Origin of the sequence: Paraburkholderia sp. BL23I1N1 (genome assembly GCF_003610295.1) — a bacterium.
In the GTDB taxonomy this organism is placed as follows: Bacteria; Pseudomonadota; Gammaproteobacteria; order Burkholderiales; family Burkholderiaceae; genus Paraburkholderia.
Genome location: NZ_RAPV01000001.1, coordinates 4,160,324 through 4,172,480, shown reverse-complemented (window position 1 = coordinate 4,172,480; position 12,157 = coordinate 4,160,324). Strand labels below are relative to the sequence as shown.

Annotated in this window: 9 protein-coding genes and 1 pseudogene; 5 read left to right on the top strand and 5 right to left on the bottom strand. The window is 60.6% G+C overall.

Annotated features, from left to right (window positions below):
- Positions 1–203: 203 nt before the first annotated feature.
- On the bottom strand, positions 204–920 hold the full coding sequence (locus B0G76_RS19490) for a transposase (protein WP_120294025.1): 717 nt from the start codon (positions 918–920) through the stop codon (positions 204–206).
- A gap of 456 nt (positions 921–1,376) precedes the next feature.
- Here B0G76_RS19490 and B0G76_RS19485 point away from each other — a divergent pair, with 456 nt between their 5' ends.
- The 3 genes and pseudogenes from B0G76_RS19485 (at position 1,377) to B0G76_RS19475 (ending at position 4,682) form a co-directional block, all read left to right on the top strand.
- Positions 1,377–2,630 carry a leucine-rich repeat domain-containing protein gene (locus tag B0G76_RS19485; protein WP_120294024.1) on the top strand — a complete coding sequence of 418 codons (1,254 nt, stop codon included), beginning with the start codon at positions 1,377–1,379 and terminating at the stop codon, positions 2,628–2,630.
- A 34-nt stretch (positions 2,631–2,664) separates the two neighbouring features.
- Positions 2,665–4,258: pseudogene (locus B0G76_RS19480) on the top strand (flavin monoamine oxidase family protein).
- Between the two features lie 28 nt (positions 4,259–4,286).
- Entirely contained in the window at positions 4,287–4,682 is a 396-nt protein-coding gene (locus B0G76_RS19475) for a cytochrome c (RefSeq protein ID WP_259460640.1), read from the top strand.
- Between the two features lie 27 nt (positions 4,683–4,709).
- Here B0G76_RS19475 and B0G76_RS19470 read toward each other — a convergent pair whose 3' ends face one another.
- A complete protein-coding gene (locus B0G76_RS19470) occupies positions 4,710–5,426 on the bottom strand; it encodes an SDR family NAD(P)-dependent oxidoreductase (RefSeq protein ID WP_120294022.1) in 717 nt (238 codons plus the stop codon).
- A gap of 124 nt (positions 5,427–5,550) precedes the next feature.
- Between B0G76_RS19470 and B0G76_RS19465 the strand changes: the two genes are divergently transcribed.
- Entirely contained in the window at positions 5,551–6,498 is a 948-nt protein-coding gene (locus B0G76_RS19465) for a LysR family transcriptional regulator (protein WP_120294021.1), read from the top strand.
- Positions 6,499–6,548: 50 nt separating this feature from the next.
- On the opposite strand, the gene B0G76_RS19460 is transcribed toward B0G76_RS19465, so the two are convergent.
- Complete coding sequence (locus B0G76_RS19460; RefSeq protein ID WP_120294020.1) at positions 6,549–7,007, bottom strand: cupin domain-containing protein; 459 nt, start codon at positions 7,005–7,007, stop codon at positions 6,549–6,551.
- A 770-nt stretch (positions 7,008–7,777) separates the two neighbouring features.
- Here B0G76_RS19460 and B0G76_RS19455 point away from each other — a divergent pair.
- Positions 7,778–8,251, top strand: a complete 474-nt coding sequence (locus tag B0G76_RS19455; protein WP_120294019.1) for a hypothetical protein — start codon at positions 7,778–7,780, stop codon at positions 8,249–8,251.
- 136 nt (positions 8,252–8,387) lie between these two features.
- On the opposite strand, the gene B0G76_RS19450 is transcribed toward B0G76_RS19455, so the two are convergent.
- On the bottom strand, positions 8,388–10,820 hold the full coding sequence (locus tag B0G76_RS19450; RefSeq protein ID WP_120294018.1) for a DNA-binding protein: 2,433 nt from the start codon (positions 10,818–10,820) through the stop codon (positions 8,388–8,390).
- Between the two features lie 245 nt (positions 10,821–11,065).
- Positions 11,066–12,130: a beta-propeller fold lactonase family protein gene (locus tag B0G76_RS19445; protein ID WP_259460845.1), complete on the bottom strand. Its 1,065-nt coding sequence runs from the start codon at positions 12,128–12,130 to the stop codon at positions 11,066–11,068.
- Between the last annotated feature and the right edge of the window lie 27 nt (positions 12,131–12,157).

The following is a 12,157-nucleotide window of genomic DNA, read 5'->3' as shown; positions in this document are numbered from 1 at the left end:
CTCCTTTGTCCGGAATGAGCGGTTTGGCTCGGAAGCAATGGCCATTCGTCGAGTACGGGTTGCGATCGTGTGGGTGACCGCAATGGCCGACTGCCTGACGAGCATGACTGTCCACGTCGATCGAATTTTGACCTGGCGTAGAGGCCGGTTTTTAGGTAGCACCGGTCATGGATAAGTGTAGGCTTGTTTCGCGTGGCTTGTGATTAGCCCACGTGTGCGAGGTCGCGTGCCGTGCGAACCTTGGACGGCCGGTCGCGCAGCAGCAGGGGCATCAAACGCCGGTTGGCTGTCTGCGCCGCCCACTCGCAATACGCGGCGCTGCCGAGCACCCAGCCCTTGAGCGTCGACTGCATCAGGTTATTGACCTCGAGTTCGTCAAGGGGCTGTGCGCTCAAATCGCGGTATGCCTGATGGCGCTCGAACGGCGTATTGCCGAGCGTCCGGTAGAGTGGATGGTCTTTGATGAAGCTATCGACACGCAGCCCGATGTGATGCGTGAAGCTAGACCACGGGTAGTTTCCTGACTCTGCCACAAGGCGGTTGCGCACTGGCGCATGATCGATCACCTGGCTCGCGAACAGGAAATACCGGTCGGGCTCAATCACTGTTGCGCAGTAACCGCCACGCCACACCGAACCGCGCCGTCCATGGCGGCGGTTGAAGGTCTCGACGTAGCGACGGCCGACTGCCTGCATCGCCATGGCCACGCTCGATTCGTATGAAGGCGTGACGAGGAACTGTACCGCGTCAGGCATGAGAACCCACGCGTGTACTGCCAGATCGGCGACGCGCGCTGCGTCTGCCAGGCAGGCGAGGAAGTACAGGTAGTCTCCTTCGTCCAGGAATACGGGCCCCGTGAGCCCCTGCAAGATAACGTGCTGCGGTTGTTCTGGAACGTAGTGCCGTGCAAGCCGTGTCATGCTGAATTAACCGGAAATCCGATGTGAGAAAGCGATCCGACAGGGTTCGGACGCGCGACGATGCGTAACGAAATTCTATCGATCATGTGCGTGCCTTCGCATCACGAATAGACCTTTTTTATGGCCTCTTTTCGTTAATTTGCCGATCGCAGCCAGCATCTCTTTTATGCCACCGCTGAATAGCAGTGCCGCGCTATACATTTCTAGACGCTCTGCCTGCACGCCATCCGGCACCAATACATCAGACAGCACGACGGTACAGCGGTCGAACCGTCCCTAGTTTCCATTCGAATCCCACCTGAACCGGCGAAGCCCAGCATAATGGGGTTCGATAATTTTATAGGTAGGTATCCGAACGATATAGATATCCGGACAAGCAGAAGCTGATCCTCCCTGGGCGGAATGCGCCCCGCTCTTCGTGTATAAAGGAGGAAGCCTGTACTACGAGAGCCCGCCGTGCCCGAAACCACGAACTCAACCGCCGAAGGTCCGAACCCGTCCTTGCCGCGAATCATCAAGCCGTGGGGCATCGGCGGCGCAATCGTGTTGTTGCTCGGCATTGTGCTGCTGATCTTCAACCCGTTCCGCAAGAGCCCGGATGAACGGGCGCTGAGCGAACTGGGATTCATCAAAGGCACCTGCAGCGACAGCGGCGCGTCGACAGCCACGCCCGACTCGGAATGCCTGGCGTTGCGGGCGAAACCGACAATGACGGCATCTCAGGTCGCGGCCGCCCTGCCACATCTAAAGAATTCCGACCGCAAGATCGAACTGAATCTGGCCGGCACCCAGATCGATAACCTCGATTCGCTGAAGGGACTGGACGATCTGGAATCGCTTGACCTGACGGACACGCCCGTCTGGAACATCGACGCCCTGAAGGACATGCACTCGCTGAAAAGGCTCGTGCTCCATCGCACCGAAGTCGAAAATATCGTCGCGCTAAAAGGACTGACCGGTCTGCAATCGCTGAACCTCTGGGATACCCGCGTCTCGAATCTCGACGCGCTCAAGAATCTGGGCGATCTGCGCGACCTCGACCTGCGGGATACACAGGTTCGCGATCTCAATCCGCTCGAAAATTTGCCTCATCTGGAAACGCTCAAACTCGGGGGCGCGAGAAACGTCCGGAACATCGACGCGCTCAGCCAGCTCGCTTCCTTGCAGACGCTCGACCTCAACGAAACCCAGATCGACAGTATCAGTGAGTTGAAAAAACTCGGCGGTCTGCAAGCGCTCTATCTGGCGAACACGCCGCTGCGAGACATCGACGCACTAAAAGGAATGTCCTCGCTCAGGACGCTCGTGCTGGACGGCTCGAAGGTCGATGATATCGACGCGGCGCAGGGCATGCTCCAGCTGGACACGCTGGTGCTCGCTCGCACGCAAGTGACGAACATCGATGCATTGAAGGGGCTCACCCGTCTGCAAAGGCTCAATCTCGCCGACACACGGGTCGAGAACATCGAGGCGCTGACAGACCTGAAAAGCCTGCGAATGCTCAATCTCTTTCGCACCAGGGTTCGAAGCATCGATCCACTGCGAGGTTTGACCGGTTTGCAGGAACTCTACCTTGCGAACACCCCTGTCCAGGACGTCGATGCGCTGAAAGGGCTCACTGGCCTGCGAGAGCTCGTTCTCTATGGCACCCAGGCCAGGAACGTCGACGATCTCAAAGCGGCGCTTCCAAAAACGCGAATCGTGTGGTGATCACGTTTCTCTCCAGTCGGGGCACCACGTCCTTATGTCGAGAATGACCACCAATGCGATGAGCCGCCGGCACCTTCTGGCGCTGATCGGCAAGAACCTCGGCGCGGCTGCCATGATGCAAGGCATGGGCACGTTGGGGTTCGCCGCTACCTCGACTTACGCCGGACCGGTCAGACTCGATGGCGCGCCCAAAGGAACGCGAGTTCTCGTGCTCGGCGCGGGCATGGCTGGCCTCGTCGCCGCCTTTGAGTTGAGGAACGCGGGGTACCACGTGCAGGTGCTCGAGTACAACAACCGTGCAGGTGGTCGGGCCTGGACCGTCAGGGGCGGTGATCGTTATACCGAGCTCGGCGGCGCCACCCAATACTGCGATTTCGCTGACGGGCTTTATCTGAACCCGGGGCCGTGGCGCATTCCGTATCACCACCAGGGCGTACTCGACTACGCAAAACCGCCTGAAGGTGCCGCTCGAGCCGTTCATTCAGGTCAATTACAACGCATACCTGCATTCGACGGAGGCTTTCGGCGGCAAGCCGCAACGATTCCGGACGGTACAGACCGACTATCAAGGCTATATCGCCGAGCTGCTTTCCAAAGCAATCCGCAAGGACGCACTCGATGATGCGTTGTCAGTCGAAGATGCGCATCTGCTGCTTGACTCCCTGCGCCAATGGGGTGCGCTCGATCCGGATGGCCGCTATGAGGCGGGCTGGCGAAGCAGTGAGCGCCGCGGATTCGCGACCGCGCATGGCGGTGGGCTGATGCCCAAGGCCGTGCCGTCGAATCTGCTCCCGCGCGACCCCTTGCTTGCATCGAGTTTGTGGCAATGGCTCTCGTCTGGAAGCGAGCAGGACTTCCAGAGCACCATTTTCCAGCCCGTCGGCGGCATGGACAGGATTGCCCATGCGCTTTATTCGCAGGTCGCAAGCGCCGTAGTGTTCAACGCCAGAGTCACGGCCATCATGCAGGACGAGCAAGGCGTCACAGTGCGCTATACGGATACGGCCAGCCGAACCGAACGGAATGCGCACGCGGATTGGCTGGTGTGCACCATCCCGCTTTCGATTCTGAGTCAGATCGACATTGCGGTCGGCCCCGACATGCGCGCCGCGATCGATGCGGTGCCCTACGAGACATCGGTGAAAGTCGGGTTGCAATTCGGCCGGCGATTCTGGGAAGAAGACGAGCAGATCTACGGCGGCATCACGCATACGGACCTGCCGATCTCAACGATCGGCTATCCGGCAACGGGTTACGGATCGACCGGTCCTGCGGTGCTGCTCGGCGCCTACATGTGGGGGCCCGCCAGCTATGAGATGGGTGCGCTGCCCCCTGCCGAACGGATCGCGTTGGCATTGAGCCAGGGCAGCCAGATTCATCCGCAGTACGCGCGTGAGTACCAGAACGGCTTCGCGATGAGCTGGAGCCGATCGCCGTTCACGAATGGCTGCTTCGCCGCATGGACAGATGAGTTGAGAAACGCGCACTACGCGAATCTCTGTCAGATCGACGGACGGATTGTCCTTGCCGGTGAGCACGCTTCCCATATCCCGGCATGGCAGGAAGGCGCGGTGCTGTCGTCGCTGGATGCGATCACTCGCTTGCATCGGAGAATCGTCAATGGATAGGCCGACGCTGATCCTCAGCGCGATGCTGATGGCCTGGCTGATGACCTGGCTGTCGGGAGCTGCGACGGCGTCGGCTCAGGCCGTGGCACAGGACGCACCACGCACCTTCACGATTTCGCCGGGCGAGCGCTTCACCGAAAAAAGCGGCGAAGCGCTTTACAACGCTTCCTGCGCGGGGTGCCATATGCCGGATGGAAAAGGCGCACAGGGCGCGGGTCACTACCCGGCGCTCGCTGACAACCCGGCAGTCGAATCAGCACCCTACGTCATCGTCAACGTACTGCACGGCCGAAATGCGATGCCATCCTTTGGCGACGAGATGAATGACGATCAGGTCGCTGCTGTCGTCAATTACACGAGAACCCATTTCGGCAATCGATTTACCGGAAATGTCACGCCGAGCCAGGTTAGAAGTCTGCGCTGAGTTCACGTGGCAGGGCTGAGCCCCCGTTCACCATGGGACAGTGCGGCCCATGCGGTCGAGGTACGCAAGGCCTGGCTTTCCCCGCTTCGAAAGCAGCGTGTTCACAATGTCCGGAATGGTTTCCTCAAGGCCGGACGGCGCGTTCGGACCGCCCAATGCTGTGCGAATCCAGCCCGGAGCCATCAGCACCAAGGCGCGTGGCTCACTTGCATGGCGAGCAGCGTAGCTTCGCATGTACTGGTTCAGAGCCGACTTGCTGCCGCGATAGACTTCAAACCCACCGTTAGTATTGTTGGCGATGCTGCCCTGCCCCGACGACATGACGCCGATGAGGCCGTCGCGAGGGACAAGATCCTGCAGCGCCTCGACCATACGCATAGGGCCAAGTGCATTCGCGACCATCACGCGGATGAACTCCTCGGTGGATACTTCACCGATGGTGTCGTTCGGATTCGCATTGGCGGTGCCGGCGTTCACGAACAGGATGTCGAACATCCGGCCCGACAAGCGGGCACGGAGTGCCGCGATCTGCTCCGGTTCGCAGATGTCGACGGTCTCAACCTCGACGCGGCCCGGGTTCTCGTCGGCCAGGTCATGCAGTTGAGTTCGGCCTTCGATCGGGCGCGTGGTGCCGACGGCGTTCCATCCCTTTTTCAAGAGTTCGGCGGCCATGGCGTGTCCGAGGCCACGCGATGCGCCGATGAGCAGAATGGTGGGGGCCTTATCGCCACTTGAGTGTTTCATCAAGATTCCTTGAGATTGGACAGCCCCGATTCTGGTGGAGAAAAGTTCATTGCACCAGACGCGTGGGATGCAATAATCGATTGCATTGGAATCAACGAATAGTCAATGCAGGGGGCGACTTGACATGCAAGACGTGGACTTGAATCTCCTCACTGCGCTGGATGTATTGCTCGCCGAGTGCAGCGTAACCAAGGCAGCGCACCGACTCGGCTTGAGCCCCTCTGCCATGAGCAGAACGCTTTCGAGACTGCGGATAGCGACGGGTGATCAACTGCTCGTGCTAGCGGGGAGGACGCTGGTTCCGACACCGTATGCCGAGCAACTCGGCGAGCAGGTCCATGAACTTGCCCGAAACGCCAGGGCCGTGCTTCAACCCGCCAACAACACCTTGGACGTTGCCACACTGGAGCGGACGTTCACGATTCGTGCGAATGATGGCTTCGTCGAACTGGTTGGCGCATCGCTCATGGCGGAGATCACCCAAACCGCGCCCCACGTCCGTATCCGCTTCGTATCGAAGCCTGACAAGGATGCCCGGCCACTTCGGGAAGGCATGATTGATCTGGAGGTCGGCGTACTCGGAACGGCCGCGCCGGAACTGCGGACGCGGTTGCTGTTTCGTGATCGGTTCGTGGGTATTTGCCGAACTGGGCATCCTCTTTTGACAAGGGTGACTGCGAAACGCTACGCCAGTTACCAGCACGTGGTGGTGTCGCGCAAACGGCAATTCTCCGGCCCGGTAGACGATGCGTTAGGCCAGTTGGGTCTACGCAGGACCATTGCCATGGTCGTGCTCACCTATGCCAACGCGATGCAGATCGCACGCCACTCGGATCTTCTCGGACTCGTCCCGCATTCATGCCTTGGCAGTGCCTTGCTGGGCGGTCATGCGGGTAATGCGGGCGTTCAGCTCTTTGAACTCCCGGTACGAACGCCCGAGATCAAGGTGTCGGCCATTTGGCACCCTCGCCTCCATGCTGATCCTGCCCATCGCTGGCTGCGCGATACCCTCTTTGCTATTTGCAAAAATGCTGCCGCCACTGCGAACGCGATGCCGAACGTACGCCGGTGATCATCCCGGGATGAGTATGAGCGCCTGCATCTGCAGGCTGGGCGCCGCGCTCAGCGCTCGAGCAGATCCTGCGGCTCGATGCCCGCGTCGCTGCAGTAGCGCTGATAGTCGGCAAGGCGATCGGCGGTTGTGATACGGCGTTTGGTTTCGCCATCGTGACCAAGATACTCGACGGTGCCCATCACCACCACCATCACGACGAGTGGTTCGTCACCGACCGCCTCCCACCAGTCGACGTTGCCGGCAGACTCGTGCACGTAGTCGCCGGATCCGACCGTTTCGCCAGTACAAAGGCGACGCTGCCCTTCAAGGTTGAAGGCGTGCACTTCGCCGGTATGACGGTGCAGGCCAAGCTTGATGCCTGGCGCCAGACGCATCAGTTCCACCCAGCCGCGATCATCTTTCAGGAAGCGCAGCGGCCGCGACCACTTACCCGGACCCTCGGGGATCCACAGCCCGTCTGCGGACAACGGGCTGGCACGGGTGATCGTATGTCGTTCATTGATCATGCGATGGCTCCGAATTGATGGCGACGTTGTTGTTCGGTTAGCAACGCGCTGAGGCGTGCAGCGGAGTCTATCACCCGTAACAGGCACGCAATTCAGCGAATCTCCGTAGAGTGTGCAATGGCGCTTATGTACGTAGTCGCCCTTGAACAATTCGGTTTTCGTGCCATCGGTGTCGCACTGCCACGTCGGCGGCAACGCAGTGGTTGCGGTGCATATTCGGCCCTTGTGCGGCGCGATCGCGGATCCTACTTCTGGGACAGCCGCGCGTCTCTCTCGTTTACTCCGCCAGCTTGCTGATTGGCATCGCGTGCCTCGTCTGCAGCGTAGAGAGCTACGATCAAAACATTTTGACTGCGCCTCGTTCGCCGGATGTCAAAAGTGGAAAGGTGATTCTGTACAACAATCACGGGGCTACCGCTGCAGGTGTGAGGTAGCCTGACTTTTTAGCCTCTTTTGAATTTTGAGTGGGTAGGTTTGGCGGGTCAAGGACGGACGTAAGGCCGGCGAAGCGAATCCTTGAGGCGCCCAGAATTGATAGGCTGAGCCGTGGCTGGTTGCGGCAGAATGCGGCAACCAGCCACGCAAGACAAAGCAACCATGACGAATCAACTGTTCGAATCCGCGCTTGGAATGGGCGGGCTGTGGTGGGGGAGCCGCAAGGCTCGCCGGCTCGTTAGAACACCGGTCTTCCAAACCCGCCACGTGCCCGCTCACCACCACCCAAGCGAGTGAGTATCGGGCGATCCAAGAAGTACCAGAGAGGTCGCACCATGAGCATCAAACCTACAAAACAAACTCAACCCGCTTCGCGCCCGCCTGTCGACGCGCTCCAGTACGAGAAACTTGCATTGCAGGCCTTCGATCTATGCAACCGGCAGTTGAGCCAACTCAACACGCTGATCACACTTGCGTCCTCAATGTGTAGGAATCCTGCCATCACGAGCGACGAAAGACGACGTCAGCGGACCATGCTTGAATTGCTTGTCGACACGGCAGAGCAATATCAGCGGGAACTCGAATGCGACCGTGAGCTGTACCAGGTGATTGCGCTCGATGCGAAGGGCGTCCCTCAAAGCCGCATCACTGCCAATCGTGCCGCGCGCCTTCTTGCAGAAGCATCACAAATAGCGACGACGGAAACACCCGCAGCCACGAAGTCCAGCCTGAGCAAACAAACGTCAGCCGAACCCGAGACGAGCGTAGAAGCAGACGCGGCCCCAAAGCCGGCTCCCGTGGAGCATTAACCATTCGTCGCGGCCCCCGTGTCACATCAACATGTGACCGAGCAGAGCGCGGGGTAAGCGCAACTGGAGGCGGGCAATGCGCCGCCTCCGCTCAACGAAGTGACGACGCCGTCTCTTGATCCGTAATACCCGTCAATCAACGCTCCACTTTCGACATAACCGCCGTCGTCGGGTCATACCGATAACCCTTCTGCGAAAGTCGTTCGGCCATCGTCGCACCAATAAGCTTTTGCTGTATGTCCCGGGAGATCAACTCACTATCGGGCTTAAGCCGCTCAAGTTCAGACGAGAGCTTCCGGATGAGCGCCACTTCTCCTGTGCTGCGCGAGTCGATGAACAATAGCTTTTCGTTTGCCGAACCGAGTCGTTCCTTCAGGTCCTTCGCATGCTCTACCCACTGTTCAGCAATCGTGCGCAGCTCGTTAAAGGCCTTCTCATGCGCTTTGGCCTGCGCCGCGATCTGGCGTTGCAACTCGACAACCTCCTCCGCCTTCGCAGAATCGCTCGCCTGATTGGCAAGTAGATGGCCGCGTCGCGCTTCTTCCGCGCGAGCCTTCTCGACTTCTGCGAGGCGCTGCGCCAAGGTCGCCGCATGCTGTTCGGCGGCTTCTACGCGTTCCTTCGCGGTAGACGCATCTTGCGAAACCTGGGCCAGTTCGGCGATCGCAGCCGTTTTCGCCGCGGTCATGACGCTGATCTGCTCCCTCGCCGCTTCAAGCTTACGTACGACGCCTTGCAGTTCATCGTGCCGAGTCGACACTTCCTCGCCCCGCATGGCGCTCGTCCGGCGCTCTGCTTCGAGCGCAGTCCGCGCCTCCTCAAGTTCCCGACCGACGCGCTGCAGTTCGTCGCGCTGAGTTGACGCTTCCTCGCTCCGCGCTGCGCTTGTCTGGCGCTCCGCTGCAAGCGCAGTGCGCGCCTCATTCAGTTCAGCCTCAATCGCGGCGATCCGCGCGAGGCTCTCGTTCGCCTGCGCCGTAGCAGCTTCCGCGCGCGATGACGCCGCACTGGATTCCTGCGACCACCGTTCCGCTTCGGCCGACTTCGCCTGTTCGACTTCTGCGAGGCGCTGCCCCAACATCGTCGCATGCTGTTCGGCAACCTCTGCCCGCTCCTTTGCCACAGATGCGTCTTGGGAGACCCGGCTCAGTTCGGCATTCATGGCAGACGCGTTCTGCGAGGCCTGCGTCAGCTCAGCACTCACAGCCGCATTCGCCACCGTCATGGCGTTGACCTGCTCCCGCGCCGCCGCCAATTCACGACCGACGCGCTGCAATTCATCAAACTGAATCGCCGCTTCTTCGATCCGCGCCGCACTTGCCTGACGTTCCGCTTCGAGCGTAACGCGCGCCTCATCCCGTTCAGCCTGAATCGCGGCGACCCGCGCAAGGCTCTCGTTCACCTGCGCCGTGGCGGCGTCTGCACGCGATGAAGCCGCGTTCAATTCTTCCGACCATCGTTCCGCTTCGGCCGACTTCGCCTGCTCGACTTCCGCGAGGCGCTGGCCCAACGTCGCCGCATGCTGTTCGGCGGCCTCTGCCCGCTCCGTCGCTGCGGACGCGTCCTGCGAAACCTGAGCCAGTTCAGCGCTCACAGCCGCTTGCGCCTCCGTCACAGCACCGATCAGCTCTCGCGTCGCCACCAGTTCACGGCTGACGTGCTGCAATTCATCAAACTGAATCGCGGCTTCTTCACGACGTGCTGCACTCGTCTGCCTCTCTGCTTCGAGCATAGCGCGCGCCTCATCCCGTTCAGCCTCCAACCCGGCGACCCGCGCGACACTCTCGCTCGCCAGTGCCGTCGCGGCATCTGCGCGCGATAACGCTTCGCTGGCATCCTGCAACGCCCGATCCGCTTCGGCCGACTTCGCCTGACAGTCATAGCCCAGCGAGATGACCTCCTGCCGCGCCTCGTCGAGTTCCTGCTTCATCTGGGCGATCTGGTCGTTCTGGCTGGAAACAGCAGCGGCCAACTCGCCACGCGCGTGACGTTCCTCGTCGAGTTCGGCCTTCGTGTGGGCCAGCGCGGCCTCTTCCACCGCGACACGCTGCGCCAGTTCATCCGCTCGCGCCTCGCCAGCCTCGGCTCGGCCAGTCGCTGTCGCGAGTTCCGCCGCGAGACGTGTCGCCGTATCCTCGGAGGCGCTCAGCGCATTCGTCAAGGCAAGATGCTGCTCACGGCCGGTTTCGACTTCCGCCAGCGTCTTTTGAAACTCGGCAAGCGCCTCGTCCCGTTCCGCGCGAGCACTATCGATTTGCTGGTTCAAGACGCTCAGGTGCTGACTGACCGCCCGGTCAGCTTCGCCCTGGGCGGCCATCCAGAGCCGATCCGCGGCGCTCATCATGGTTTCGGAAATGTGCTCCGGCAAGGCGGCATGGACCTGCACGTGGGGCATGACAGGCTGTCGCGCTTCGCGCCAGCGTTGCAAGGCTGCCGCAATGGCAACAATCGACCCGCCGGGGATCTCCGGCAAAATGGTCACCGGGCTCACTTTCCGGCCTTCCTCGATCATGCGGTCGGCGATTTCCGCGACCCGTTCATCCGTAATTGTGTCTGCGTCCGTGGACATAAGCGCCTCAAAGCTCCATGCGACCTGGCAGTAGATAGCGTACCCAATACGTGACTCCAGCGAGCAATAACCCCATTGAAAGGGTTGCGAGTCGGCTCAATCAGCACAACTCGCCGCTCGCTGAAAAGACCGGCAACACGATCACCGATGTCATACGCGTGGTACAGCGCGTGACCGATATTATGGGCGATATCGAGGCAGCGTCGAACAGGCAAACGCGCGGCACAATCATCCGGACCTAAACTTCAAGGGGCAGCGGTTCCGTCAAACTCGACGATCTCGACCCAGTTCGCCCCCTTGCCGACCGGATATTGCCCGATCGCACTCAAGGCGCCCGTCTTACAGTCGATGCGATAGGCACTCAGATTCGTCGACAACTGACCCACCGCGAGCAAGTACTGGCCGGAGGGATCGATATTGAATCCACGCGGCTGCTTTTCGGTCTGGAACGTTCCGATGCGCGTCAGCTTGCCCGATGCCGCGCTGATCTTGTACGCCGCGAGTGTGCTCGACGTGCGCTCCGACGCATACAGGAAGCGCCCGTCCGGCGTCAGGTGGAGATCCGCTCCCCACGGCTTGTCGCCCCAAAAATTGGGCGGCAGAATGGAGATCGTCTGAACCGGTTTGACGGTGTCGCGCGCACCGTCGAAGGCGAGCACGTGCAGCTTGCCATCGAGCTCATCGATCAGGTAGGCAAAGCGATGATCCGCCGAGAACACGAAGTGTCGAGGTCCCGATTTCGGTGGCAACGAATACGCGGGCGCGGCGTCCTCGGTCAACTGTCCGGTCGATGCATCGAACTTCAGACGCAGCCAGGCATCCGCGCCAAGTACGGACGCGAACACGTAGCGGTTGTCGGGGGCATTCCGGATGGCGTGAGCCATGGGGCCGGTGCCAATCGTCTGCTGCACGTCGCCGGCCACGCCATCTGCGCCGATCCGGTTGACCGCCAGAAGGTTGCCACCATACGACGCTGAAAAGAGGTAGCGCCCGGTCGCGTCCGTCGAGACATACGCCATGCTGTCGGCGAGTGGCGCCCTGCCGAGTTCAATCAGCCGGCCGTCGAGCGGATTGACTGCGAAGCTCACCACGCGATACGGCTTCGAGCGCAGCCCGGCGTAGAGCCGGAGATGGTCGGGCGAAAATGACATCGGCATCACGGTTCCGCCGACACCCACCGTCTCCACGGCCGTCATCGAGCCATTCGATTTGTCGAGATTGAAGACCGAAATATCCTGGCTATCGGCATTCGATACGTAGGCGTACGTGGCGGCCTGCGAGATGCAAGGCACGGCAGCACCCGCCAACATGATTACGCCTGCACTCAGAATGCCTTT

Excerpts from the sequence above, each read along its gene's own strand:
- B0G76_RS19490 (WP_120294025.1), bottom strand. The coding sequence starts at position 920 with ATGACACGGCTTGCACGGCACTACGTTCCAGAACAACCGCAGCACGTT.
- B0G76_RS19475 (WP_259460640.1), top strand. The coding sequence starts at position 4,287 with ATGGCCTGGCTGATGACCTGGCTGTCGGGAGCTGCGACGGCGTCGGCT.
- B0G76_RS19470 (WP_120294022.1), bottom strand. The coding sequence starts at position 5,426 with ATGAAACACTCAAGTGGCGATAAGGCCCCCACCATTCTGCTCATCGGC.
- B0G76_RS19465 (WP_120294021.1), top strand. The coding sequence starts at position 5,551 with ATGCAAGACGTGGACTTGAATCTCCTCACTGCGCTGGATGTATTGCTC.
- B0G76_RS19460 (WP_120294020.1), bottom strand. The coding sequence starts at position 7,007 with ATGATCAATGAACGACATACGATCACCCGTGCCAGCCCGTTGTCCGCA.
- B0G76_RS19455 (WP_120294019.1), top strand. The coding sequence starts at position 7,778 with ATGAGCATCAAACCTACAAAACAAACTCAACCCGCTTCGCGCCCGCCT.
- B0G76_RS19450 (WP_120294018.1), bottom strand. The coding sequence starts at position 10,820 with ATGTCCACGGACGCAGACACAATTACGGATGAACGGGTCGCGGAAATC.
- B0G76_RS19445 (WP_259460845.1), bottom strand. The coding sequence starts at position 12,130 with ATGTTGGCGGGTGCTGCCGTGCCTTGCATCTCGCAGGCCGCCACGTAC.